Source organism: Isachenkonia alkalipeptolytica, assembly GCF_009910325.1.
Classification (GTDB): domain Bacteria; phylum Bacillota; class Clostridia; order Peptostreptococcales; family T1SED10-28; genus Isachenkonia; species Isachenkonia alkalipeptolytica.
In genome coordinates, this window is record NZ_SUMG01000006.1 from 96,071 (window position 1) to 122,430 (window position 26,360).

Here is a 26,360-nt window from a genome sequence, read left to right on the forward strand (position 1 = left end):
CTGCCAGTCGGTGAAAGTTTACCCGAAACAGAAGTTAAAAATGCTTCTTACTTAACGAGAAAGGAAACCTTCGCATTCACTCGATATTTAACAACCTGATTGTTTTCAACTATAGCTTGGAAATCCTTTACATAAACCGATTCAATATTATCCACTGATTTGGATACCTCATTTACGGCTTCCTGTGTAGCAGCTTCCCAGCCTTCTGTGGATTGAGCTAAAACTTCAATAACTTTAACTACTGCCATTTTCAAACCTCCCTTCATTTCACTTTTTTAGAGAGGATCCCTGTCCGTTCATCGAATCCTCACTGGATAAGGAAACAAATTCCCCATCCACTCCGACATCTTCTCTTCTTTGGTAGAAGGCAACAATTTTCGTTAAATAATTAGCAGTTATTCCATTACTTACCCGGAATTCATAAGAGTAAACTATATAACAGGCTTAAATCCTGTCTCAATTTTCTTGGTTCAGCACTTCCTTCGCTTCTTTAATATTCTCGGCTTTACCCTCCCGGATCGTTTCCGCCATTTTGTCCAGTTTTTCAACCGTAAGTACTTCCTTACCCAGTATACTTTCGTATTCCGTGGAAACTTTTACCGATAGATTGTTCAGCTTTTCCAGGTTATCCTTACGCTCGTCATAGATCCTTTGATATGCTTCTTTTAAAGCCTTTAACTCCTCTTCATGAGTCTCTTTGATCTGTCGCTGGATTTCCTGTGCGGTCTCCTCATCAAATTCCTGTAAAGCCTTTTTCTTTTTTTCCGTAAGTTCCTGGATAGATTTCTTATATTCTTCAATTTCCCGATCAAATTCTTTTAGATCATAGGGATTTTCATCCTCATCCTTCTCAATTTGCCGCTTGATTTTTCGTTGTTCTTTCTGATTTTCCCGGATCTGCTTTCGTATTTCCTTAACCCTTTTCAGCGCATCCAAATGCTTGTATTTCGTTTTGCTTATGATAAGATAAAGTCCTCCAAATACCAGAATAGCAATAACATAGGACATTCCCAGATACAGGGTCCCCATTCCCTCAAAAAATATGTTATAAATCCCAAAGGGCACTGCAAAAAACGCCAGAGCCAACGTCAATATCACAATACCGATATCCCCCAGGCCGCTGGGAAAATACAGGGCAAAAAACCATCGATTGTTATACATCAGGGGAATGTTCTTTTCTTTAAAAACCGCCCTTCCTGCGAGGCTTAATTCCTCCTCTTCCTTTCTTAAATCCGCGGTTTCCTCATGGATCCGTTGGCTCATGGCCTTCTTCTTCGCTTTTTCTTTATTGGCCTCCACTTTTTTCAGTTTTCCTTGTACACTCTCCAACTGCTTATCGAAGGTGGATTCCAATTCTTCTCTTCGTTGTCGGGTCACGCTCTTAATTTCACTCTCAACGGCATTTTCTTTTTGTGTCAGGTTTTGCTGTGCTTCCTTTTCTTTCACTTCCAGCTCATTTTCCCGCTCCCTGCAGTTGTTCAGTTCCGTCAGCTGTTCTTTAATCCCTTCTACCTCCTCGATACCGCCTTCCAAAATCCTCTTGTCCATGCTCTCACCTCTCTTTTAGGGAAATCGTCTGAGCGATCCCTTTTTTATCCACTCTATAAAATATTGATATCCTAATACCGTCCTGCTAAACACTCTTCTTTCGGAAACACATTTCAGATACATGAGGGCGTTTCCCTTTGGTCTTTCAGCTACTTTTCCTTTAGTTTAAAATCAAAGATCTCCGGTACCGGTTTTCCTCATCGGATATCAAAATTCCCAAAGGGCTCCGGTCCCCTAAGGACCTTTCTTTTAACTCTCATAATCCCCTCTTCGTCCGGCACCATCCGCCACTGTATTAACAGGATATTGCCCTCGGCGATTTCGATGCCGGTAACCCTTCTGGGGTACACACAGCAACCGGTATTAAAATAGGGAAGCTCCTCGGGCTTGGGATATTTCACCCGATGGGTGTGTCCACAAATAAGCATGGTTTTCTTCTCGTCAATCCATTTTTTATAGTTTTTTTCGATTTTGTGCTGCTTATGAACGTTTTTCACTGGACTTGCAGGGTTTCGAATGCCGAAGGAATGGAAAAACCGCCAAAAGTACTTCAAAGAAAACATGGCAAAGGGCCATAATTGATCATTCAGTAAATCCCCCTGATGTCCATGAACGATAAAAATTTCCTGTTCGGTTTCCGGTACTTTCAGCACCAGGGCTTCCTCGGGCTTAACGCCCTTTAGAAGACTGTACTCCGCTTCATCATAGTGGTCATAGAAAGTGTCATAATTTTTCCGGACATATTTTTCCTTCCTCAAGAAGATATTATGATTACCGTAAATCAAAATAAAGCGACCCTCCTCATGGAATTTTCGGATCCTGCTGAATACACCGGCATGGGCTTTTTTGATATGTCCAAACTTATGCTCCCAAAGCTCATCTCCATCCCCGGCTTCAATGTAGGTATACCCCTTATTAAAGTAATACCGAAGAGCATATAAATAAGTGTTTTCATTTCTGCTGAACTCATCGTTCATACTGCCGTTCCCTCTATGGCAGTCACTGAAAATAATGTACTTGGATTTGTCGTCAATCCTTATAACCTTCGCATTTTCATAAGCCTTCGTCAATAGTTGGACGGTTCTCAATACCATCACTCCCATAGGATTTAAGGTTTTATTACTTTATACCCTGTTTTTTCAAAATCAAAAACAGGAATTTCCCACAGGGATCGGATCCAGAGACAGGGCGGGGCATGGTCCGCGACTCATGGATGAAACATTTTCTTGGTATAATCTAGTTCCATAGTATGTAATTATAAAAAAATTCTGTTATTTCAGAGCTAAAAATCAATGGAATCGAGGGATCCCTATGAAAGAAAAAAACCGTTATCTATTAAAATTAGGGTTGCTGATGAGTCTACCGATTATTTTCAGTGAGTATCTGTTTCGAACAACGATCACCGAAGTTTTGCAGTGGATCGTGGGAAATCCCATTATTTTTCTGGTAAATCTCACGTTGCTGATGGCGCTGGCTGTTCTGTTCGGTTTTTGTTTTGGAAAGCTTTACCGCGGGGTTTGGTTTGTCTTAGTGGGAAGCATTGTCCTTGGCGTGGTCAACGGCAACAAAATCAATCTTCGAAGTGTGCCCTTTCAGCCGAAGGATGTTTTCCTGGTCCGGGAATTTTTCGCCTTAACCCCGAATTTAATCACCCCCCTTTCCCTTGCCCTGATCCTTTTGGGAGGACCGGTGCTTTATGGTCTGTTGCGACTGATCAAGAAGTGGTTTGGGGAGCCCCCCTATCAGAATATGAAACTCAGTGCCCTTTCCGCTCTGGGAATCTGCCTGGGGGTTTTATTGCTTGGGCAGGGCCTATACGCTGAAGCCTATGGTCCCTGGGAACTGGGCTTTATCTATTCCCTTCCACGAGCCGTCGTAGAAGGGGAGCCCGATACTTCCATGGAATGGGACGACCTGGAAGACCGGTTGATGGACGAAGCGCCTTCCGGGAAAGACCAAGAGGCCAGGGAACTTGAAGACCGGGATCCTAATGTGATTATCTTCATCAGTGAGGCCTTTTGGAATATAAATCTGCTGGATGGAGATTTTTCCCCGAACCCGATACAAAATTTTGAAGACTTACAGGAGGAAAGCATCCACGGCGAAATATACGTTCCGGTATTCGGCGGCGGTACCGCCAATACGGAATTTGAAGTGTTAACCGGTATTAGCCTCAAAACCTACTCCGCCGATTGGCACATCGTTTACCGTAATGACATCTACGGGCCCATGCCCTCCCTGGCTTCCATTTTCAAGGAACAGGGTTATCGAACCGAAGCCCTGCACCCCTATCATCACTGGTATTATCGCCGGGATGAAGTGTTTCCCCATCTGGGATTTGATAATTTTACGGCCCTGAAGGATTTAGATGACCCTCCGACCTTGGGCCCCTTTGTATCCGATGATTATGTAACTGATCAATTGATAGAGCAAATCGAAGCATCCGAGGAGCCGATCTTTAACTATACCCTGACCATGCAAAACCACGGGCCCTATCATGAACAGAGAAATGAGCCTGTTATTGATTTTGACCACAACTTAAACTCAAGACAGGAAACCATACTGCAAACCTATGCCGACGGCCTCTATTTCTCCGACCAGGCCTTAAAACATCTGGTGGATTATCTAAGAGACTCCGATGAGCCCACCCTATTACTGTTTTTCGGAGATCATTTACCGATGTTTGGAAATAATTACGATCTGTATCGGGAAATGGGCTATGTGGGAGATGAAACCTTAGAAGAGCTCAAAGACGATTTACGCCTCCATACCGTCCCTTACATCCTCTGGGCAAACTACTCCCTGGAGGAAGAGGAATTGCCCTTACAAAACGCCACCGGCCTGTCCCCATTGGTACTGGAACAGGCCGGCGTGGAAGTGCCCAAGCATTTACAACTGGTGAATGAAATCCATGATCATGCCCCCTTAATCCAAAACGATCACTATACCGATGCCGACGGTAACCGCTATGATCAGGAAAGCGAAGAGTATCAAGAGCTTATGGAAATGTATCGAAGCCTTCGAAACCGTTTAATCGACGAAAAAGAGTGGGGTGAATGATGACATACACCCCACTCTTTTTCTGTTATTTATCCGCCTCCAGCATTTTTGCAAAGGCGTCGTACCGTGAGCGAAGCACCCGTTCATGCTCTTCTTCATCCAACCTGAGCTGTTCAAAAAATTTTTTCGCCTTCGGATCCTCCACCTTCTCCGAAAGGTTTTTATAACGTTCCTGGGCTTCCACCTCATCTTCAATCGCCTCTAAAATCCAATCCAATACCTCTTGCATTTTGATTTCCTCCCTTTACCAAAGTATTTTATCCTATTGTTGCAAATTGCTGCAAACCCTTCTCCCATTATACGCAGTGGTCCGTTACTTCAATCCTCGGGGATTCAAGTTAATTGCGCCACCACTAAAGTTATATCATCTTCCACTTTTCTATGTTTTACGTGATCTCTAAAGTCCGCTTGAACTTTATCGGTTATCTCCCCGGGCCTTAGGGAGTGGATTTCCTCGACCAGTCTCTTGAATCGGTAATCGTAACACTGATTGTCTCCCCGTTGCTCCGGCAGCCCGTCGGACATCATAAACAGGGTTATTCCCGGGGATAAAGAAACCGAGGTATCCTCATATTTTAACCATTCCCTGTCAATCCCTGCGGAAATCGGCATGCCTCCTTCATCCAGTTCCATGATCTCGTTTCCCTCCCGGATGAAAAAGGGGGGTTCATGAAAACCCGCAGCAGAGTAAGTAAGTTCCTTGGTATTTACATCAAATACCGCGATAAAAAGACAGACCAGATATTCGTCGGGATACCCCTCTTTTATATATTGCTCCACTAAAAAATGTAGAATCTCTTTCGGGGACAAAACCTGTCCCGGGACATGCTTGAGCTTAAAGTAACTTCTTATGGTGTCCTTTATAAAAATCGACAGCATGGCACTATCCAGCCCATGTCCTGAAACGTCGGCGATAAAGCACACATATTGCTCGAAATAGTCATCCAACAATCCGTTATCCACTTTGAATGCATCAAAGATATCTCCCCCCAGTTCCTCGGCGGGAAGATGCAGGAAAGAAAAGGACAGTTTTTCCGTATCGGGCAGGGTCTTCGGAAGAGCTTGCTGATGGATTTTCATCGCATTTTTAACCTCGATGTCCAGTTTCCTTCGCATTCTCTCATATTCCATATATTTTTCATTGCCATGAATATATAAAAGTTCCTTCTGCCGGCTAAACCTCAGGGGCAGTTTCTTCGTAGCCCCTCTGCCCCGGAGTAAAAACTCTTGCCAGTCCGAGGGCTGTTCCTGGGGCTTTTTCATAATGGATTTCACCCGGTCTATGTAGTTTTTTTCAATAATATCTAATATATGTTTCTCCTGAAGTTCACTTTCCCCGTAGCCTAGATATGCGCACATGGCTCTATTGGAAAAGAGGATTTTCCCTTGGCTATTGCATACCAGAATTCGGTCCTCAATCATATGGGAGATGGTCTCCGTTATTTCTTCTTTTCCGATGATCTTTTTCATGAATTTTTCCTCCCGATTCCTTATGTCCTCAATTATTATAACATAAGGAGTGGTTCCGGAAAATCCATGGTCTATAAGAAATCCGTTAATTATGGATAAAAATGGGTAGTTAATTAAATAACAGCAGACTTAAAATACAAAGTGATATTTTATAAGTGGTATTGAAAAGGAGGATCTTCATGCAAAAAACAGGAGGAATTATCGCGATGGTTGCAGGTGCCATCGTTGTTGTGATCGCTTTTGCCACATTAATTTTTGGCGGGGGCATCGATTGGGAAGCCCTTACTCTTGTTGAGGATATTGGATGGGGAGGCCTATTCTTTTCTTTCCTCGTCATTATCTTTGGCACAATGGCCATCACAGCAAGGGATAAAATAATAGGAATCCTTTTGATTCTCAGTGCGATCCTGGCCGCAATCCTTGGTGGACTGTTTGTGGCAGTATTCATGGTGATCGCCCTTATCGGAGGGGTTATGGCAACAATGGAAATGAAAAATAAGGAAGAAAATCGCGCAGCATAAAGTCCACCATGGGATAAAAATCGTTGCTGATTAAAAACTCTGAACCGATACGGTTCGTCTCTGGAGGGATGCAAATGGTAAGAGTAATTAATAATCAAGGTGTTCCGGTTTTGGAACTGGAAATCAGTGAAAAAATAAGAAAAGAGGATTATGAAAAAATCCGCCCGGCTTTAGAGGATAAGGTCGATAAATTCGGAGAAGTCAATATTCTGATACGTATGCAGGAATTTCCGAACTTTACCCTCGGTGCCCTATTGGAAGACTTGAAATTAGCAGTAAAGAATTATAGCCATATGAGTAAGGTCGCCATCGTTGGAAATGATGATAAACTGAAACACACTACAAAACTTGATAAAGTGTTTCCCGGTGTGGAGATGAAAACCTTTGAAAACCGGGAGTTAGATGACGCCTGGCATTGGCTGAAAACGTAACAAAATCGCTTAAGAAGCTTGAATAAGTTTCTTAAGCGATTTCCTGTGTTAAGGGATAGGATCACCCCTATTTCTTTGCAATCCCCCGTAAGAGTCTCTCTAAAATATCAGATCCGGTAATAATTCTCCGTTCATCACTCCAAAGTAAAACAACATCCTCGTCAATCCCATGATCCTTCCTTTTCTTACCCAAGGCCATAAATCGAGGCAACACATCCCCGATAGAAGTTTTTCCCTCTCTGATAATTATCGGTCGGTGACAAGCTTCCAGTGGATTGTTGCTGTTTGGTCGGAGCATCGTTTCCCGGAGAAAATGATCCGCATCCAACACCATCCGGGGACGCTCCCGCTGATCTATCAACACCACCCATTTATGACGGGATGCGTCAATCTTCTCGATAAGTTCTTTCCCTTCCTTTTTTTCAACCTCCGGAAAAACAGGATAACCTTTTTTAAAAGGGATTTTCAAAATACTTTCGGACTTCAGTGGTTCTCCCTCTGAGGACAGCGGCAGATCATCCATCGAAAGAAAATTCATTGCCCCGCGGCCCTCCACTTTTTGAATTTCACTGTCAGCGGCTTTCATATGCATGGCAATCAGCTCTTCGAGATCTTTTTCCTTAAAATATTCAATAGCCTCTTCCCCCAGCCAATGGTCCAAGACCCAGGCTGTTGCTTTGGCAATGGGATAGAGTATGATCTGATATACCCGAATCAGCGGCGAAAGAAAGGCTGCTACGGTTAACGCTCTTCTGGTGAAGTATGCCTGGGGTAGAATTTCCCCCACAATTGTGATCAGGATCGTAGAGAAGAAAAAAGCAACAACGCCTGTCATAACCGATTCCGACAGCAAAGCCAGAAGCACATTAATGGCAACATTCGCCCAAAGAATTGTCACCAGAAGAAAATTTGAATTTTTTCGGAGCTTCATTACCTTTTTCGCATCATTGTTATCTCTGTTAACTTCCAACTCCAAACGCATTTTACTGATACTGAAAAAGGCCAGATTTGACCCCGATAAAATAGCTGACTGTGATAGACAAAAGAGGATGCCTAACCAGGTAATCGTCTCCACCTTTAATCCCTCCTTGCTTCACGGTCTGAAAATAGGGAGTTCCTCTGCAGGGTTTCCAGCAGAATGTTGCCGAAAAGCCCTAGTCGCTCCTGATCAATAATGTCCATGGTGTCGTAGTGGTTGTGATAATGGTTGTCGAATATCTGATGGGAATAATCCAGTAGCAAGAGTACATCTGCCCCTTTTAAGGAAAAGGGAATATGGTCGCTTCCTCCGGAGTTTCGTTGTAGCCGGTAATCGATTTCCTTCTCCTTTAGGATACTCTCCACAAGGATATAAAGGCTTTCTTCCGGAACCCGGTCACTGGGATCGATCAACAGATAGTCCACATCACTGGCACCGACCATATCCAGATTGATCACCTTTAGGTCCTCGGGGTCATGGTCCATGGTATCCGCGTAATGAAATGATCCCAGGAGACCGTCCTCTTCGCCGTTAAAGGCAATGAACTCGATGTTGAAGGGAATCTCCATGTTCTCTTCCGTAATAACCCTTGCCATTTCCATCATCACTGCGGTGCCCGAGGCGTTATCCAGGGCTCCGGGATTAACAGAACCGTCGGAATCCTTCCCTAAATGATCAAAATGGGCGATCAATAACAGGGTGTCCTTGGTATCCTCAGGACTTTCATACCCTCCGATCACATTAGCTACGGAGACCTCTTCATGGGTAAATCCTCCCTTTGCTTGAAGGGTATACCCTTGATCCTTTAAGGATAGAATTTCATCAAAGGTACTTCGTGTGATATACATTACATCGGGAGTGTTCTCTTCCATCGTATCAGCGTCCAGGTATAAAAATCCCGGTTTTATATACATTGGTAGAGATTCTCCGGTAAAGTTGCTGACGGGGTCCTGGGGAAGGAGAATAAGACCTTCGATTTCATCCCGGTGATCCTGTAATAAAACATGCAGCTGCTCCATATTCTCCGCAAGAATAATCGGGGATTCGATTTCCAAACTTGAATTTTCCTCCATCGCCTCCTCTTCGATCAACGTAATGGATGATTCCAGGGAAAAGTCGGAATCCATGGCCACCCGTTCAAAACGATTTGAATGCTCCCCGGAAACCGACCTTCTAAGGAGTATATAGTCTTTACGGTTTGTAAACTCTTTATGGATTTCACCCTCATCATCCAACAAGGTCAGGGAAGCCTCCTTCGTAAAGGTAAGATCCTGTTGGGTATACCACTGATAATAGCTCTCTTCATCCCCTAAGGGCGAAAGACCCAGGGATGCAAAGTGATTTTTAATATATTCTTTGGCCCTCCGGTTTCCTTCAGTGCCCGCCCGTCTTCCTTCCATCGCCTCCCCGGTTAATGCCTCAATATGATGATAGGCCTCTTCCGCAGAAAACGCCTCTTCTAAATTAAACTCCGTACTTTTGTCCGAATCCAAATCCGATTCATTACAGGCTAGCAGTGGGAAAATCAATAATAAGATCAGAATCAGTGTGCCTTTCTTTCTCATAACTCCATCCCCTTTTATTAAATTTTCTTGAGTAAAAGACCGATACCTCTTCGCTTTTCTCACCTTTTCATAAAATTGTCATTATTGCTGTTGTCCTTATTTTAACAAAAGAGTTAGGTTATTTATAGTGAAACCTGTCACTCTTTCGAGATAGCTCCGCCGCCGGACAAAAAAAATCGCCGAAAAGTTTGTATACCCCTTCAGCGACTTTCTTTCTTGCTATTTTTAATAACTATCGGTTTTCCCTAAGCTTTTGGCGGTGTTCCCTCCGCATTGGATACCACAGCATCGATTTGAACTAATGCATCCGTGGGTAGATCGGAAACGCCCACGGTTGTACGGGCGGGAATGCCCCCGGGGAAGAAATCTTTGTACGCGTCATCCACAGCATTGATATCCGCCATGTCCTTAACAAATATATTCACTTTTACCACATCTTCCAGTACATGGTCAACACTTTCTACAATCGCCTTCATGTTTTTCAGACACTGCTCCGTCTGAGCTTTCACACCGCCGGCAACCATTTTCCCCGTTGTTGGGTCCATGGGTAACTGGGCCGAAAGATGGTTGTAGTGAGAAAATGCCACCGTTTGGGTAGATAAAGAGCTTTTTGGTGCTTTCTCCGTATTATTGGCTTCGATGATAATTCCATGCCGGTCTTCCACCGCTTGAGGAGGGGTGCCGTCTCCGTGGGATACCACGGCTTCCATTTGTACCAAGGCATCCATCGGTAAAGCTTCCACTGCCACGGTCGTACGGGCAGGAACATAGGACACCGCCCTTGCGATGGCCGAATCGGGGAAAAAGGTTGAATAAACCTGGTTTACAGCTTCAATATCCTTGAGGTTTTTCAGGAAGATATTAATTTTAACAATATCGTCAAAGGGCACGTCGATACTTTCCAAAATCCCCTTGATATTCTTTAAGCACTGGCCTGCCTGATCTTTCACATCGCCGGTTACGATTTTTCCGGATTTCGGATCCATGGGTAATTGGGCGGAAAGATTATTGTAATGGGAAAAGGCCACGGTTTGAGTAGCTAAGGGATTCATTGGGGCATTTGCCGTGTTATTGGTCAGTTTTATAAGGTCTCCTGCCTGGGGGGCGTTGGGAATGGTACCTTCACCATGGGATACCAGTGCATCCACTTGAACTAAGGCATCCATGGGTAGCGCCGCAACCGCCGCTACCGTACGGGCAGGAACATAAGTTGGGAAGAAAGATTTATACACTTCGTCTACAAGGTCAACATCTTTGATATTTTGAACAAATACTGTGATTTTAACAACGTCGCTCATTCTATGGTCGATGCTGTCCAGAATGGCCTTAATATTGTTAAAGCACTGCTCCGCCTGCTCTTTCACACCGCCGGCTACCATTTTCCCCGTTGTTGGATCCATAGGTAATTGGGCGGAAAGATTGTTGTAATGTGAAAAAGCCACGGTTTGAGAAGATCGCCCCTTGTTTTGGGGAGCCTTTTCCGTATTTCTTGCTAATACTTCGTTATAGTTGCTCATTATCGCATTCTCCTTTAAATATATTTTTTTATAACATCCTTATTTCAAGCTTGGGTTAACAGGTCTAAAGTAGCACCACAAGTTCAATACTAGCACACCCCCTTCCTTATTGCCACCTATTTCGTCTGAATCATTTCTAAATTTTGATTTTTTGTTATACTTTCACAAAGACCCTCCGTAGCTGCAATTAATACGTTGAAAACATTGTTTTATTTTGTTTTCAAACGAAGTTGCCCCCCGATTTATCGCAAGGCCTTTCTGCTGTGAATTATTAAAGGAGTTGGGTATACAAACTAGAAGATAGCCCTTTAAGGGCTGTATAAAAAAATCAAGGAGGTCTCTATGAATAATCGAAAAGAAAAATACGGTATTCTGCCGTTAAAAAAGCAATACGAAATCATCGATAATTTGCTGGAGCATCGTTTGGACCACCTTCTTCCGAAACTAATGAAGGAAACAGGAATTGACCTATGGATTCTTCCCTCAAGAGAGTATAATGAAGACCCGGTTTTCAACACCCTGATCCCTCCCCTGCAGAAAACCGCCTCAAGGCTTTCCATTCTCGTTTTTCATTTCAACGGAGAAACTATGAAGCGCTACAGTATTTTCGGCCCGAATCAGCGTTTGGAGCGATTTTATGAGAATATCTGGGATCGGGAAAAAGAAGATCAGTGGGCCTGTCTTAACCACCTTGTGACAAGTCTTCAACCGAAGACCATCGGTGTGAACTACTCGGAAAATGCCGGCCTTACCGATGGGATTTCCCACGGCCTCTATGAAAAACTTAAAACGACGCTGGGCTCTTCTTGGGAGAAAAACATGGTAAGCGCCGAAAACCTAAGCCGCCGGTGGCTGGAAACCCGTACAAAAAAAGAAATTGCCCTTTATCAAGAGGTATACGCGGTGGCCGCATCCATTATTGAAGATGCCTTCTCCGGAGAAACCATCACCCCCGGTAAGACCACCACCGAAGATCTTCAGTGGTGGATCCATGAAGTCATCAACGACTTGGGACTCCGGGCATGGTTCAGTCCCGATGTAAGTTTGCAAAGAAAAGGGGATCCCCGTTTTCGAATATTTGATCAGGTGATCCAGGAGGGGGACCTTCTGCACTGTGACATCGGCATCGAGTATCTTACCCTTTGCACCGACACCCAGCGAATGGCCTATGTACTGAAAGATGGAGAAACAGAAGTACCCAAAGACCTTGTGGAAGGCTTTGAAGAAGCCAAGGCCTTTCAGGATATCGTCGCCGGAGAGTTCAAAGAAGGCAGAAGAGGCAATGAAATACTGGAAAGCTCCTTACAACTCGCGAAGAAACAGGGGCTTCATCCCCGGCTATACTCCCATCCCATCGGCCTCTACGGCCACGCCATCGGAATGAATGTGGGGCTGTTCGAGGAACAGGAATTTGTAAAAACCTCGGGGGAACACCGATTAAGGGACGCCACTTGCTATGCCTTGGAGTTGAATATCTGGAAATCCGTGGACTGCTGGGAAGGACCAAAGGTTTATTTCATGCTCGAGGAAACCACCGCCTTTATCGATAATCGTCTTCGTTACCTGCCAAAACGCCAGGAGGAGCTACTCCTTATTAAATAGCTATTAATCTTAGAGCTTTCACAAAAATAACCGCCGGGAGTTCATCATCGTAATTGATGGCTTCCAAGGCGGTTTTCTTATGCTTCTTCAGGGATATTGATCCCGAGTATTTTTAAAAGTTTTTTTAGGTTCTGCCGTAAAATATTTTCTTGATATATTCTTTGGCCGGTACCTTTCTAAGATCCAAGGCCTTTACCGCCTTATCTTTCTCATAGGTCACTTCCTTGTGTCGGATGTTAAAACCCGTTTCATTAATCTCCAAGATACTGTAGTTCGCAAAACTTCCCCTTTGACAACCCAAAGCGCTGGGATTTACATACCGGGTCCCGGTTTCCTTGCCTCGACACTCCAACAGGGGGTGATGCTGATGACCGAAAAAAATGATGTCGTAGCCTTCAAGTTGAAAAAATGCATCAATATTAGTTTCTGTAAGGTCCTCCTTCACATCTTTAAAGCTTAAGGGTTCCTTTCCTTCGGGGTCTACCACGTAATGGATAAATCCCAGGTTTAATCCCACCAACTTATCATTTTCCAGAACCGGAAACTTCGAAACCGCTTCCTGATATTTTATACCCAGTTCTTTTCGTACCCACTTATGGTGATCAACCTCTCCTTTTGTAGTGCCCTTTGGAAATTGAAAGCCTTTGGTTAAGTAGTAATATTCATGGTTTCCCATGATCATTATGATGTTTTCCTTTAGCATGACGTCTAAGGTTTCCTTCGGAAAGGCCCCGATGCCGATGGCATCCCCTATGTGATAGACTCTATCGCATTTCTCCTTTTTAATATCCTCTAAAACCCGGGTGAGTGCCGGTAAATTTGCATGTACATCGGACATAACCGCTATTTTATATATCATAATCCCCTCCCGTAAGCATTTGATATACCCCTGGGTCGTCTATTGAACCCTTTAATTCTTAGGTTTATTATAACATTTATTAGAATTTTCAAAAAGGACTATCCACTACTAACGCGACTACATTATTCTTTCGGAGAGTGCATGTTTACTTTGATAGCAGACCGACCTCTATCACCGGGACGGCAATTGACCGGTATATTACTTTTTTCAGCGAAATGAAGAGCTGAGGCGAATCCTATAAATAGTAGTGCAAGAAAAACAAGTACTCCTTCGTGTACTTCCATGGGAATGCCAAAGCCCAAATTTCCGAAGGCATTAATACCGGCGTGCATTAATACTGCCAAGAGGATGCTTCGGGTCTTGTAAACCAACAGTGTTAAAAGCAAAGAGTAAACGATTGCAAAAAGAAAGTAAGTGGAAAAAGCATAGTTGTAATGGGCGAAGACGTCAATCAAAAACAGCGGTCCATGCCAAATAGCCCAGATAATCCCGATAAGGATCCCTGTTACTACCGGATGAACCTTCTTTGAAATTGAATTCTGCAGGATTCCACGCCATCCCAGTTCTTCCGCACCTCCGGCAAAAATCATGGCCCCAAAGGTAAGGGGAAATGCCGCAATATGACTCCATTGTATATCAGGGTTCCACCATCCTCCGTGATAAATCAGATTGGCCCCAAGACCGATGACCAGTGGGGAAAGCAAGGCCACCATCCACCAAAACCAATGTGCTTTATAGAGGTACGCCCGATTCCAGTAGTTTTTTCGCTCCTCTTCGCTGTACATTTTGTATACCATAAACAGCGCCGCAAAAGCCGGCGAGCCGCCACCGATAATCCCGAGGATATTCAAGGGAAAGTCCTCTAATTCCATGGCTGTAGTTTCCAATAACAGGGCAATCAATCCATGGGACAGGTACATTAATCCGAAGGTTACGGCTAAAAACATTACAATTCTTTTAGTATTCTTTGACACAATAAAACCTCCTTGCTTTATTCTTACCTTAAGCTTAACAAAACAAAAAGGTTATTATAGTGAATACTGTCACGGTAACCTGTGACATTTGTCACTTCAATGATACCAGTGATGCTGGTGTTATTATTGATGCCGCTGATATCAGTGCTTCTGGTGTTATCAGCGATACTAATGATGTTGGTGATACTGACGGTTCAAGACAAAAACTTCAGCACATCCCGGTCAAATGTCTTACTCTCGGCGTAGGCGCCGTGGCCAAGACCCGGATAAATTATGGATTTGCTTCCCGGAATTTTCTCCCCTATTTCTTCCGAGGTATTGATACCCACCACTTCATCCCTGCCTCCACCAATGACCAGGGTGGGGCACTGAATCTTTTCCAGTTCATCATAGGCACTGTGCCCCAGGCATGCCTTGGCCTGAATGATAAAACGGGTGAGATTTTTATACAATGATACTTCTTTTTCGTCAATTGAATAATTCTATTTTTCTGCCGAATTAATATTTAGGATTTTCAATAATCGCGGTGCGTTCAATAATATCCACCCCTTGTTGTTTCAACCAGTAAGGAATATCAATAAATACCCAGTTTTCCAACAATTTATCACCTTTTCGATAATACACATCCACCACTTGCATATCTCCTCGCGCTTCCCCTCCAGGAAGTCCTAAAAATCCTCCGGTGGGTGTGTTGGAAAGGTTCGGCCATCCAAAGAAGCAGGCGAAATTTCCTTCTGCAAAACGGCATTCATGACCGTTAAACTTTTTGTCCTTTAAATTGTTTCGAAAGGGTAGCTGGTGTTGCAGTTGATACCGAGGGATCGTATAACTTGCACCGATACCTCCTGGACCGTACCAGATCATCTCTTTAGACCAGGCTTTCTCAAGTATTTCCGGCGGGCATCCCATGGCTCCGCTCTCATTAAGATCCGAAAGGTCCTGCACCATTTTATTAACCAGGGCCAATGTGTCTTTTCCTTCTTTCGGATCCGCATCCTCAAAAAGAAGTCCGTTATGATCTCTTGGTCCGGGATAAACGAAATAATTTCCCGTTGATGGGGGCAGGGGATTGATTCCTGCCTGAAGCATAAAGCCGATGATGTCAATAAAAAGTCCGGTCTCTTTGATCTTTCCCTCCTCCACACAGTTAAACTCCGCATAACGGAGATTGATCATTTTTCCAGTGGGAGGGATGCCTAACCATTCCCGATCGAAAAGCCCCATAAAATGGCCCATGCTCATAACCCACTGTTTACCATCTATTTCATTATCCCCGGCAATAAAGATATCCTGTCGCCGCTGCATGTGATTTAGGGACTTTTTAAGAGGTACCCAGAATTTTTTCGCCACATTTTCAATCCCTTCCTGCTCCCGGTAAGGATAAACCCCTCGCCATCGATAATCCTTCGAGGTATATTTTTCTAATATCCCCGGCAATTCCTCTTCATTTGCTCTTTCCAACCCATTGAAAAAATCTTGTACGATTCCTTTCGCTTCTTGAAACCTTCCCATAATAGCCCTCCTAATATGTTTTTTTATCCTTCGATTTTTGCACCTCTTCTAAAACATCTATCCCTTGATCCAGCTTCAACCGCAGCTCATCTCTCATCCAATAATGATCCAGGGGAAGATCCCCTCCATGGCTCCACCAGTCCATCCGCCGGATATCCTCTTTTTGAGCACTCCCTTTTACCCAGCTCAGAAGGGCATGGAAGGAACCGTCGATCAAATGAAGGGTTTCCTCCTTTGGTCGATAGGGAGTCTTCTCCTTACTTTTGTCTTCCCTAAGGACCGTCCCGGATTGTTTTATCAGATCGGGAAGATCCAAAAGCATTCTGGTCTCAATGATCTTTCCCTGTTTCAGTCGGTGAAACTCTCCATAGCCAAGATTCATTTCTTTATAGGTGGGAGGTATATCCAACCATTCTTTATTAAAAATCCCTCGATATACACCTTTACTGCTGATCCATAGGTCTCCTCCGACCTCCCCCGCTATACAAATCGAGGGCGTCTTTTTAAGTTCATCAAAAGAAGTGCAGAGAGGCTCATAAAAAATACTAATAATTTCCCCCACGCCCACCAACTGATTAAAGGGATGGCAGAGATACATTAAGGCATCCTCATGGAACCATTCAGTAATATTATTTTTGATAAGCGCTTTTTGAAACTTACATCCCCCTGATAAAAACTCTTTAATCATAACACCCTTCATTTCCTTTCCTCACGACTTATTCTTCCCTCGGCTTATTCAACGTCTCCGGAAGGAACAACCAAAGAACGGCTCCCGCCACAAATACGGCCATTACAATACTGAAGATCCCTGTCATCCCCGCAGCGCTGGAACCTACTCCCGCCACAAAGGGTAGGGCAATCGATGAAATTATCCGACCACCGTTAAAAGAAATTCCCGGTGCCAGTGCACTGAAGCGTTTCGGGAAGAGCTCCGTATAGTAAGCTCCCCAGGCGCCGGAGAACCCAACACTAAAACCGATCATTAATGAGACCATTCGAAAAGCCGTGACGTTTTCCGGGTTCAGCTGCATATAGATAAATACCCCTACCGCGGCTAATGCCATCCCGATGGCCGGCACTTTTCTTCCAAACTTATCCGCAATAAAGCCCCAAATGTTGTATCCGATCAGTTGACCGATTCCCTGCAAACTGTATATGGAACCTGCTACGGCTGCGGCCATCCCCAACTCGTTGGTTAAATAGGTGGTGGCGTTGTTGGCAAAAGCGGAATAAGCTAAAAAGTTAAAACCGGAAAGTACAATCACGCCGATCCCGATAAAAAGATACTTTCCTTTATACATACTTAAGTAACTTACCTTTTCTCCCTTTTCCTTTGCTTTTTTCTTTAACTCCTCTGCATGCTGACGATCACTGGGCACAAAGAAGAAAATCATCACGGTTCCTACCAAAGGAGGAATTACCGCGGTATAAATCAGCATTTCCCAGTTTCCATCCCCTAACACACCGTATAACCATCCGGCAAAAATCATTGCTACCGAGAATGTACTGGTTAGAATTGCCGCAAGTTTCCCTCGATGCTTTTGAGGAAACATTTCCGCCACAAGGGGTACCGCGGTTCCAAATACCCCACCTAGGGACAGTCCCGTTACAAACCGGGCAATTCTCCAAAGGGTAAAATTCGTCGGCGCCAATAAGGGTAAGTAAGTGGTTGTGGCAAACATCACTGCAATAATCATCAGTGTTCGTTTTTTTCCGATGGTTCCTGCCAACTTTCCATACATCAATGTACCGGGAATAGTGGCAAAGGACATTATCGCAAAGATGGCTTCCGCTTGAGAGAGGGTGAATCCGAATCCTCCGGCGGCAATTTCCGTAACCATGGTGGGTCTTACAAAGGTTCCGATCATAAAATTATAACAGTAGAAAAAATACACGACCAGGATCGAAAAAAATGCCACTAACCGTTGGGGATTCGTTCGGTCCTTCCCGAGAATAACCAGTTCATCATCTTTATTGATTGCTTGTGCATCTGTCATTTTTATACCTCTTTTCTTATTTTCTTATTTTAAATATCAATTTTTAATCTTCTTTTTCCGGGGTTTCATCGGTATCAACCACTTGTCGTAGGACATCCAATGCATCAAAGGTAACCCATTCCTCTACAATTTCATTGTTTTTTACATGGTAATGATTGATTCCTAAAATATTTACCGGTTTACCCGTGGGCTCTTGGAAAAAACCAATCCCTTCATGGATTCCGTTGATGCGCCATCTTACCGCCACATCCCATTCGCCTTTTTCCGGTTTTTCATTACAAGTCACCCGGTCTACCATAAATTCCGCATTAGGAAAAGATGCAAAGAAGCTGATGAACATTCCTTGAATTTCATTATGGCCATGAAGATCTTTATTACCCACATAATGCATACAAGCACTGTCGCTATAGTAGTCCCGGACTTCATTAAACAATCGATAGTTGTATACATGACTGAGCATTTCCAACATCCATTCCCCCACGGATTCATCTTTCCGTGTGTATTTTTCCGGCATATACTGGCCCCTCATGTTTTCTCCCAGGCCGAAGCTTTCCGGAGTGACCCGGTCATTTTTATCATGCTTCTTAGCCATATTTTTTGCTACCGCCTTGGGATCCAATCCCATTTGCTCTACAATGGTAAGATTATCCCGAACCAGCCATTCTTCGTAAATTCGATTGTTTTCACAGGCACAGTCGATAACCGTACGGAAGGTCAGTTTTTTACCCGTAGCCTTGCCAAACATACTATCTCCTGTATTGGTGGCCGTAGACATTACCCGGTGGGAAGAAAGGTATCCGTTTTCTCCTAAGGGAGACCAAATAACATTTTGTCCGATCAGCCGTCGATCCGGCATTGAATGCAGGGTTTGCATGGTTCCGGAAATAATCTCCTTAATACCTACAATGCTCTTGGATCCCGTATGCATTGTGACATTGTTGTGATAAGTATCATAAATCACACCGATTCCTTTTTCTTCCCAAATATTATGGGTAATTTTCATGATATAATCCACAAAATCCCGGTACTGGGGATCAAAACCCTCCATCTTTTGGTTTTTACTTTCCAGCTTTACATAGTCATTAAAATCGTAATGCCCAACTGCACTTACTTTAGTACTGTCTCCATAAAACACCTTTTCACTTCCAGGGGTTTTTGAAGTTTTAGATCCTTGATTCTTAGTATTTCCCATGGTTTTTTCCTCCTTTAAGGCCAGGGTCTCTTGTTGCTTCTTTTTATCTTGCTCTTTGGTTTTCATTGGTTTTGCCTCCTTTTTAAGCCTTTCATTTATTCCTCGAATATTGATCCTTCATGGTAAATACCCCTTACACTGCAGTCCATCTTTTAACCGATAAGGTAGAAGAAAAGTAAAATCACCGCCAGGTAAATTAACAGTCCGTATGACCTCTTCTCAAATCGACCGGGAGCAATAAACACTCCGTCTTCCATCTCCGAGAATTTCCGTTTATCAAAGAGTGCTTTTTGTCCTTGTATGGTATAGAGTGTAATATCTTTGGTTTCCGAACCCGTACATATACTAATAACATACCCTGCGATAATGGTGGTTCCCGCACCGATTAAATTGTTCCACATCCAATAAACCTCGGTGTTTTGTGCCACAAAAGCTACCGCTACTATTCCCAGGACAAATCCCGCTGCGGTTCCTTTTTCATTGGCTTTTACTGTCAGCATCCCTAAAATAAATACTCCAAGCATGGATCCCAGTAGGTAGGAACCGTACACACTAATGGCTTCAAGAATGGATAAATTCGAAGTGCTGACGATTACCGCAAAGACCGCCATAAATATTCCAAAGACCAAAGTAAGTTTCTTGGAAATCTTCAAGACCTGCTCATCGGAAGCTCCAGGATTCATATGGTTTTTATACACATCTTTGATCACCACGGTAGTCATGGAATTTAGTAATGAGTCCAGACTGGACATGGCCGATGCAAAGATCGCAGCAATGATAATCCCTAACAGTCCTACGGGAAACTCGGTTAAGGCAAATCGTATAAAGACATCGTTGGGATTTTCAAAGGGAATCCCCTGAAAGTAAACGTAAAGAAAGGAACCCATCATCATAAAGAAAAACATTTGTATTACGACCACAAACCCTCCGAACCATAAAGAATGTTTTACATGGCGCATGGATTTCGCTGTAAGTACCCGTTGCACCTGGGCTTGATCAATCCCGAAATATCCCAAGTGAAGCACCGCTCCTCCAATCAACCCGGCCCAAACACTATTTGCCACCGATAGTCCCTGCGTAAAATTCAGAGCCGTCATCCTTCCCGCATCCCGGATCGATGCAATGCTTGTTGTGAAATCTCCGGGCATGCTTTGAACCACCGTGAAAATCGTAAGAACCAGTCCAAACCAAAGTACGACCATTTGGGTAACATCCGTCCAGATTACGGCTTTGATTCCCCCTAAAATCGTATAGAATATTCCAATGGCCGCCATTATGCCGATGGCCAGGTAAATAGATATTCCCGTTACTCTTGCCAGTACCAAAGCCGGGGCATACAAAATCGTTCCCATAACCATAATGGACTTAAATAAAAAGGCAAAAGCCATCAGTGCCCGAATCACTTTTCCGAAACGTTTTTCCAAATACTCATACACGGAAGTAACCTGGATGTTGTAAAAAAATGGATGAAATATACCGCTGATAAAAAAAAGTACCAGGGGAATATTTAATGTCATAATAATTGCAGAAAGGCCATCGGTATAGGCCCATCCCGGAGCACCGATAAAGGTTACGGCACTGACCTGGGTTGCAATAATCGATAAACCGATGGCCCACCATTTAAAATTTCTTCCTCCTAAAAAGTAGTCCTTTTCGGTTTTGTTAGTTTTACCTAATTTCACTCCTAATACCACAAGACCAAGTAGATATACCCCCACTAAAATCCAATCGATCCAACTCATAATTTACCTCCTTTCTAATCTGATATCGCGCGTACTATTAGCATAAAACCATGTTATTAAAATAACAATTTATGATTTTGCTATAATATGGGATTTTTGTATGGTTGTTTGTATGGAATTGCCCCAATTTATCGTAGATTATAATTCAATCTGGTTTTTGCAAAATGTTTATCCATTCCTTATTTATCCTATTGTCCTTTTTGTCGGTTTCACCCTAACTAACTTAAATTTTGATTTATTTAATGATTCTGATTGTACTTTCTATAATCACTGCAAAAACCAATTTGTAAAGAATTCTTTCCATATGTAAATATGACCCATTTTTATATGGCCCGGAATTTTCTTCATCCCTTTTTGCCATAAAAAAGAACCCGCACCAAAGGGTTCTCCATAAAATACCTTTATTAATCTTTAATCATAATGCTTCCAATAATCACTTTCAGCTTATCCAGGCAGTCCGGATCCCAGCGCCGCTCTTCCCTGGCCTTTTCGATCATCAGCTCTTTTAAATTCTTTAATAAGGGATTTTTCGCATCCATCTCATCCACAATCCTGTTAATTACGTTCAATTGATGGAGATAATAAATATATCCTTCCTTCTCCTCATCAATCATCTGTTCCAAAACAGCCAAAACTTCTCCCTTTTTCCGAAGACGCATTTTAATCTGAATATAAACCGTTAAATAGTCGTTCCGGGTTGCAGTGATTTTGCCCCTTAAACGATGAATCACATCATCCATCAACACTTCTGCTTTTTTAATTTGATTCATTTTGTAGTATAGCCGAGCCAAGGAATAATCCGCCATATTCTCTTCTACGACCTTTCCTTGATAGCGAATGATCTTTTTGGATTTTAAATAAAGTTCCTCGGCCTTTTGATAATTATCCTGCAAAAGTTCATAATTCCCTTTCGCAATCAAGCATTTTGCTTTCATGGTGTTTCTTTCGGTAAGTCTTTCCCCGTTCTCAAACATCAATAATGCAGATTCATGTTTTTTCAGATGATTATAGATCAGTCCCAAATTATAATAGATTTGATCCATGTTATGGATAAAATCTTCGTTGGCCTTATCTAGGCGCCGTACAATATAGGGCATTAATTCCTGTAGACGCTCCCGATCCTTTTTTGCCAGCAAGGCCAGCCCCAACTCTGACATGGTAAGAATCAGACGGGGTTGACCTTCTTTTTTCTTTAAGTAGTCAATGGCCAGGTCATAATAGGCAATGCTGCGGTCCAAGTCGTTCAGGTTATAATAATAAGAAGCATAGGCCCGACATACATCAATATACTCTTTTAACATTTCTCTTTCAAAGCAGATTTTTTTCAATCGTTCCAAAACCTGAACGTCTTCTTTTTTATTGTACTGTTCTTTATAGAGTAATAAATTCGACACATAATGCTTAATCTGGTCTTCCTCAGGAATGTACAGATTATGAAAGTCCTCTTCCAAAGCCATGGTCAATTTCACTTTAAAAGCCCCGGAACCCAAATTTTTACTGTATAGATATTGCTTAATGGAATCGGAATACAGATTGATCTTCTCTCCAAAAGCATCCAGACTTTCATATTCTTTTAGGATCCGGTCCATGATCTGAGCCCCGGGGGTTTGGATTTTGATGTCTTCTATGCCTAACTTAAAGCCTTTTTCCAAGGGTATCACTCTTTTCTTCTATGCATATTCTTAGAATCATTTTATCATAGAACGCTTTGATGATTCCACTTGAATATTCTCTTTACTCTTAAATTCTCTTTCCAATGCATTAGCCAGCTTTTAGGAATTCTTCCAGGGAGAGGTTACCTCTGTATGGCGAAAGCCACCATTCTTCCGTCATCACAGGAGCGAAAGCCCAGGGCTTCATAAAACCCTCTGGTTTCTTCCGTATCCTCGGTTAAAAGCACCTTTTGCCGGACACCCTTGAACTCATTCATTACAAGCTTCATTAAGTTTGTTCCGATCCCTCTTCTTTTATAATCCTGAAGAACCAGAATATCCTGAATAAAGAGTATAATTTCTCCGTCTCCCACCACTCGTATCAGACCCACCAGTTTTCCTGCGTCCCAGGCTCCGACCACCCTCAAGGACTTGGAAATCGCCGCCATCAACTGCTGGCTATTCTCTGTATAGGCCGTCCACCCGGCATCTTCATATAATGGAAGTACCTTGCTTTTTTCCATTGAATCTGCTGTTTGATAATTTATTTTTTCCATCTTACATCCCCCTTCATCCTTTGGGTTTTGTTAACCTTGGCTTGCACAATTACCTGTTCTAATCTCCCTAACAATCCGGTTATCTTCAATAGGTATATAAGCTATGGAACCCTTCAATTAGTATTTGCTTTTAACAGTTGGTTTATCACTTTAAGCATAAACCTTATGCCCTTCGATTTATAGGATACATCATTAAAATTACCGATCAGGTACGCATCCAGTTCCGGATGGTAAAACATAAAGGCCCCGGTTACCCCGGCGCATCCCCAACAGCTGTATTTCCCCGGCATAAAAACCGGTATCCTTTTGAATTGCCAAACTCCATAACCATAATCGATCCCGAAGTATAACTGATCCCCATCATTCTTCATGGTCTCCAGAGTAGCCTTTGAAATAATCCGCCCCGTTACTAAGGCCTTCATAAATTTGAGCAAATCCTCATTGGTGGCTACAACCCCGCCGCCGGCAAAGTCAATCCCCCCATAGTTCTTGAAATCATTCATTATTCGATTGTCTTTGCTGAAATGGGCAATAGGTTCCTTGTAGGCTTCCTTGGGTTCGGAGTAGTGAAGCATCGATGCATTCTTCATTCCAAGGGGAAGGAAAATATAGTCTTTCAACACTTGATGAAAGGCTTTTCCCGTTGTGTTTTCAATGATTAAGCCTAAAAGATAATAATTGGTATCCGTATAGTTCACCTTTTTCCCCGGGGGGCCATGGGGTTTTAAGTGTTTTTCCCCCAGAGGACGGCCTCCCGAGGGGTCATGTTAAAATCCTTCTCTTCCAAAAGCTTCTCCAGCAGGGGCCAGAAACTATCATTTAAACCTGAGGTTTGTTTTAGCAAATGCTTGATTTTGATATCCTTGGTATAGTCTTTGCCCTTGTACACATGAAGACCTTGCAGTAATTCCCCGTCTAAGTGATTGTTGATGGGATCCTCAAAGGAGAGGGCCCCCTTTTCATGTAAGATGCTGATGATCGTAGCGGTAAATAATTTACCCACACTGGCCATGTAGTTCGCTTGCCCGGGGCTTGCCGGCCAATCCCCGGTGGAACCCTCCGCAATATTCATATGAAAATCCAACTTGTCTGAATGAACCAATAAATACGCATTCTTGGCTTTAGGGTCTTGTTGTACCTGCTTTCTAAACATATCTTCAATTGCTTTTTTAGCTTCTTCCTGACGCACCGGTTTTCACTCCTTTTTTAGAAGTCGATTTTTCAAAACAGCCATCAGGGCTGTTATTGCCCTTCTCCGACTTTCACTCTTCGTTCAAACACCTCTTCGTTATCATAAATAAACCGCAAAAGAATTTCATCGTAGACTTCCTCCTCCATAGGGATACGCTTACGATAATTTCGGTAAGTATTTTCCTCATGATGCTCCATTTCCACTTCCCTTACCTTGTGGTTTTCCTTCAATAAATAAGTCTCCAGGGTCTTTAGCTGGTAATTGGGCGAGGGATGATACTGGTCCACATCGATGTTGACATCGTACTCCGGTTCACTTCCCCCATGATGATGGATATTGATATGAACCGGATGGTAAAGCTCAAACTTCATTCCGGAAAAGTGCATCTTTTCTTCTGCGGTGGTTCTTCTCTCACCGTTGTACTCCGTTGATACATAATGTGGGAGATAGTCCTGTCCGCCCTCTTCCTGATCGGCCCATGTCTGAACTTCATTCCCTCGATCTCCGGGGCTGCTGCCGCTGTAGTGCATCCTGATCTCCGGTTCGATGGACAGTGCAAGATCAAACACGGCACGAAAAACCCCGGTGCTGACCTCCTCCATTTCCACCGATTGATAGTGCTCATCTGCTGTGGGTCGGTAGTGAAAGTAAAGCTTTTCTCCATCTTTGTAGTCTTGAATCTGATATTCTACTGAAACCTCCTGAAGATTCTCCCCTTTTCGTTCCAGTTCCAAAGATCCTTTGCTCCACCACCGTTCCTCCTCCCGGATTTGACCGACCTGCTGCTCGATACGGCCGACCTCACGAGATATTTCCCGACTCATGTTATGGAGTTGGTTTTCAATTCGTTGCAGATCCCCGGACTGTAAACTTCGGCTGTAGTAGGTGAAAATTAGTAATGCGATGATCATTCCGATGTAGATTTTTTCCCGTTTCTGATTGATTTTTCTTCAGCTCCTTTCATAATGTCTCGGTTTCTTTATGTACCCGGTATTTGATTTGTGCAATAATAAAACCTTTTTCATTATAACAGCCTCCATAATTAATATTAGCTAACTATAATAATAAAGGTTATTCCTATTGAATATAACCGTCGGAAGATGTCTTTAGATCCCTTCTAGAGACTTACGCTTTCTCGGTCTGTAGACCGAAGCCCTTATTCCTTTACCCCTGGGGATCAGACCTGCATAAAAACAAGCTCGGCTGCTCATGGAATGGGTCCAGCCGAGCTTGTTAGATGACAAAAACTCCGTCCCGCTGTCATCTCCTAATCTTCCAGATTGTCATACAACTCCTCGAGTACCTCCCGGGCTTTCCCGATGATTTTCAAATCAAACATTCCGCTGCCGCCCCGGTCTTCATTATTAATCAATACGGTTTTTCCCCGGGTCATCATCGGCAACTGATTTACGGGATATACCTCCAGGCTGGTGCCGATAACCACCAGTAAGTCGCTTCTCTCGATGGCGCTCATGGCGGAATCCCAGGCCTCGTTAGGCAGCATTTCTCCGAACAACACCACCCCGGGTCGTAGGGCGCCACCGCAGAAGTTACATTTTTCCTTGTTTAAGAAGTTTTTTAGCCCGGCCTCCCGGTGGCAGTTATTGCATCGGATGCTTCGAATATTTCCATGGAGTTCATACACCCTACGGCTCCCCGCCATGGCATGTAAGCCTGCTACGTTCTGGGTGGCAATGCCCTCAATCATTCCCCTGCTCTCAAGCTCGGCGAGTATGAAGTGTCCTTTATGGGGCTTAACACCTTCCAGCATCTTCAGTCGCATGGAATAAAATTCATGAAATAGCGAATAGTTTTCCTGTAGGGTATCAATACTTGCCACGGTTCTCGGGTCCATGTTTTTCCACCAGCCGTCTTTTCCACGAAAGTCGGGAATATTGCTTTCGGTGTCCATCCCTGCTCCCGTGAGTACCACCACATGCTTGGAGTTTTTTAGTAAATCTGCCAGTTCCATAACTTCATTCTTCATTTG

The 26,360-nt window shown here is 43.4% G+C and carries 26 protein-coding genes; 4 read left to right on the plus strand and 22 right to left on the minus strand.

All coding sequences use genetic code 11. From position 1 onward, the window contains the following. Positions 1-47 precede the first annotated feature (47 nt). The 3 genes from ISALK_RS06655 to ISALK_RS06665 form a co-directional block, all read right to left on the minus strand. Complete coding sequence (locus ISALK_RS06655) at positions 48-248, minus strand: dodecin family protein (protein WP_160720441.1); 201 nt, start codon at positions 246-248, stop codon at positions 48-50. Between the two features lie 208 nt (positions 249-456). Continuing rightward, positions 457-1,548 (minus strand): AAA family ATPase, encoded by a 1,092-nt coding sequence (locus tag ISALK_RS06660; RefSeq protein ID WP_160720443.1) that lies wholly within the window; start codon positions 1,546-1,548, stop codon positions 457-459. 197 nt (positions 1,549-1,745) lie between these two features. After that, positions 1,746-2,636, minus strand: coding sequence for a metallophosphoesterase family protein (locus ISALK_RS06665; protein ID WP_160720445.1), 891 nt, complete (start codon positions 2,634-2,636; stop codon positions 1,746-1,748). A gap of 223 nt (positions 2,637-2,859) precedes the next feature. Here ISALK_RS06665 and ISALK_RS06670 point away from each other — a divergent pair, with 223 nt between their 5' ends. Beyond that, on the plus strand, positions 2,860-4,608 hold the full coding sequence (locus ISALK_RS06670; protein WP_160720447.1) for an LTA synthase family protein: 1,749 nt from the start codon (positions 2,860-2,862) through the stop codon (positions 4,606-4,608). A gap of 25 nt (positions 4,609-4,633) precedes the next feature. On the opposite strand, the gene ISALK_RS06675 is transcribed toward ISALK_RS06670, so the two are convergent. Further along, positions 4,634-4,837: a ferritin family protein gene (locus tag ISALK_RS06675; RefSeq protein WP_160720449.1), complete on the minus strand. Its 204-nt coding sequence runs from the start codon at positions 4,835-4,837 to the stop codon at positions 4,634-4,636. Between the two features lie 104 nt (positions 4,838-4,941). Next, entirely contained in the window at positions 4,942-6,078 is a 1,137-nt protein-coding gene (locus ISALK_RS06680) for a SpoIIE family protein phosphatase (RefSeq protein ID WP_160720451.1), read from the minus strand. A 179-nt stretch (positions 6,079-6,257) separates the two neighbouring features. Here ISALK_RS06680 and ISALK_RS06685 point away from each other — a divergent pair, with 179 nt between their 5' ends. Both ISALK_RS06685 and ISALK_RS06690 read left to right on the plus strand, forming a co-directional pair. Next, on the plus strand, positions 6,258-6,599 hold the full coding sequence (locus ISALK_RS06685) for a hypothetical protein (protein WP_160720453.1): 342 nt from the start codon (positions 6,258-6,260) through the stop codon (positions 6,597-6,599). Positions 6,600-6,673: 74 nt separating this feature from the next. Continuing rightward, positions 6,674-7,030, plus strand: coding sequence for a SpoIIAA family protein (locus ISALK_RS06690; protein WP_160720455.1), 357 nt, complete (start codon positions 6,674-6,676; stop codon positions 7,028-7,030). Positions 7,031-7,097: 67 nt separating this feature from the next. Here ISALK_RS06690 and ISALK_RS06695 read toward each other — a convergent pair whose 3' ends face one another. The 3 genes from ISALK_RS06695 to ISALK_RS06705 all read right to left on the minus strand — a co-directional run bounded on the left by ISALK_RS06695 (position 7,098) and on the right by ISALK_RS06705 (position 11,091). Continuing rightward, the gene (locus ISALK_RS06695) at positions 7,098-8,105 is read right to left on the minus strand and encodes a DUF21 domain-containing protein (RefSeq protein ID WP_160720457.1); all 1,008 of its coding nucleotides are present in this window, start codon (positions 8,103-8,105) and stop codon (positions 7,098-7,100) included. A gap of 2 nt (positions 8,106-8,107) precedes the next feature. Beyond that, a complete protein-coding gene (locus ISALK_RS06700; protein WP_160720459.1) occupies positions 8,108-9,574 on the minus strand; it encodes a M28 family metallopeptidase in 1,467 nt (488 codons plus the stop codon). Between the two features lie 245 nt (positions 9,575-9,819). Beyond that, positions 9,820-11,091, minus strand: a complete 1,272-nt coding sequence (locus tag ISALK_RS06705; protein WP_160720461.1) for a RidA family protein — start codon at positions 11,089-11,091, stop codon at positions 9,820-9,822. A 342-nt stretch (positions 11,092-11,433) separates the two neighbouring features. On the opposite strand from ISALK_RS06705, the gene ISALK_RS06710 reads away from it, so the two are divergent. Then, positions 11,434-12,693 (plus strand): M24 family metallopeptidase, encoded by a 1,260-nt coding sequence (locus ISALK_RS06710; protein WP_160720463.1) that lies wholly within the window; start codon positions 11,434-11,436, stop codon positions 12,691-12,693. A gap of 124 nt (positions 12,694-12,817) precedes the next feature. Here ISALK_RS06710 and ISALK_RS06715 read toward each other — a convergent pair whose 3' ends face one another. The 14 genes from ISALK_RS06715 to ISALK_RS06775 all read right to left on the minus strand — a co-directional run bounded on the left by ISALK_RS06715 (position 12,818) and on the right by ISALK_RS06775 (position 26,357). Further along, complete coding sequence (locus ISALK_RS06715) at positions 12,818-13,552, minus strand: metallophosphoesterase family protein (RefSeq protein ID WP_160720465.1); 735 nt, start codon at positions 13,550-13,552, stop codon at positions 12,818-12,820. 122 nt (positions 13,553-13,674) lie between these two features. Further along, positions 13,675-14,526, minus strand: a complete 852-nt coding sequence (locus ISALK_RS15335; protein ID WP_160720467.1) for a CPBP family intramembrane glutamic endopeptidase — start codon at positions 14,524-14,526, stop codon at positions 13,675-13,677. 194 nt (positions 14,527-14,720) lie between these two features. After that, complete coding sequence (locus ISALK_RS06725) at positions 14,721-14,978, minus strand: alpha/beta fold hydrolase (protein ID WP_201756856.1); 258 nt, start codon at positions 14,976-14,978, stop codon at positions 14,721-14,723. 46 nt (positions 14,979-15,024) lie between these two features. Further along, complete coding sequence (locus ISALK_RS06730) at positions 15,025-16,038, minus strand: nuclear transport factor 2 family protein (RefSeq protein ID WP_160720469.1); 1,014 nt, start codon at positions 16,036-16,038, stop codon at positions 15,025-15,027. Between the two features lie 10 nt (positions 16,039-16,048). Continuing rightward, the gene (locus tag ISALK_RS06735; RefSeq protein WP_160720471.1) at positions 16,049-16,738 is read right to left on the minus strand and encodes a nuclear transport factor 2 family protein; all 690 of its coding nucleotides are present in this window, start codon (positions 16,736-16,738) and stop codon (positions 16,049-16,051) included. A gap of 16 nt (positions 16,739-16,754) precedes the next feature. Further along, on the minus strand, positions 16,755-18,035 hold the full coding sequence (locus ISALK_RS06740) for an MFS transporter (protein ID WP_160720473.1): 1,281 nt from the start codon (positions 18,033-18,035) through the stop codon (positions 16,755-16,757). A gap of 43 nt (positions 18,036-18,078) precedes the next feature. Then, on the minus strand, positions 18,079-19,293 hold the full coding sequence (locus tag ISALK_RS06745; RefSeq protein WP_160720475.1) for an ester cyclase: 1,215 nt from the start codon (positions 19,291-19,293) through the stop codon (positions 18,079-18,081). 86 nt (positions 19,294-19,379) lie between these two features. Next, a complete protein-coding gene (locus ISALK_RS06750) occupies positions 19,380-20,969 on the minus strand; it encodes a sodium:solute symporter family transporter (RefSeq protein WP_160720477.1) in 1,590 nt (529 codons plus the stop codon). 404 nt (positions 20,970-21,373) lie between these two features. Continuing rightward, positions 21,374-22,621: a tetratricopeptide repeat protein gene (locus ISALK_RS06755; protein WP_160720479.1), complete on the minus strand. Its 1,248-nt coding sequence runs from the start codon at positions 22,619-22,621 to the stop codon at positions 21,374-21,376. 143 nt (positions 22,622-22,764) lie between these two features. After that, positions 22,765-23,178 (minus strand): GNAT family N-acetyltransferase, encoded by a 414-nt coding sequence (locus ISALK_RS06760; protein WP_160720481.1) that lies wholly within the window; start codon positions 23,176-23,178, stop codon positions 22,765-22,767. Between the two features lie 113 nt (positions 23,179-23,291). Further along, entirely contained in the window at positions 23,292-23,876 is a 585-nt protein-coding gene (locus ISALK_RS06765; RefSeq protein ID WP_371723662.1) for a serine hydrolase domain-containing protein, read from the minus strand. Between the two features lie 26 nt (positions 23,877-23,902). Further along, positions 23,903-24,367 (minus strand): serine hydrolase, encoded by a 465-nt coding sequence (locus tag ISALK_RS15340; protein WP_371723664.1) that lies wholly within the window; start codon positions 24,365-24,367, stop codon positions 23,903-23,905. Positions 24,368-24,420: 53 nt separating this feature from the next. Continuing rightward, the gene (locus ISALK_RS06770; RefSeq protein ID WP_160720483.1) at positions 24,421-25,281 is read right to left on the minus strand and encodes a hypothetical protein; all 861 of its coding nucleotides are present in this window, start codon (positions 25,279-25,281) and stop codon (positions 24,421-24,423) included. 356 nt (positions 25,282-25,637) lie between these two features. Continuing rightward, positions 25,638-26,357 carry an NAD-dependent deacylase gene (locus ISALK_RS06775; RefSeq protein WP_160720485.1) on the minus strand — a complete coding sequence of 240 codons (720 nt, stop codon included), beginning with the start codon at positions 26,355-26,357 and terminating at the stop codon, positions 25,638-25,640. Positions 26,358-26,360: the final 3 nt, after the last annotated feature.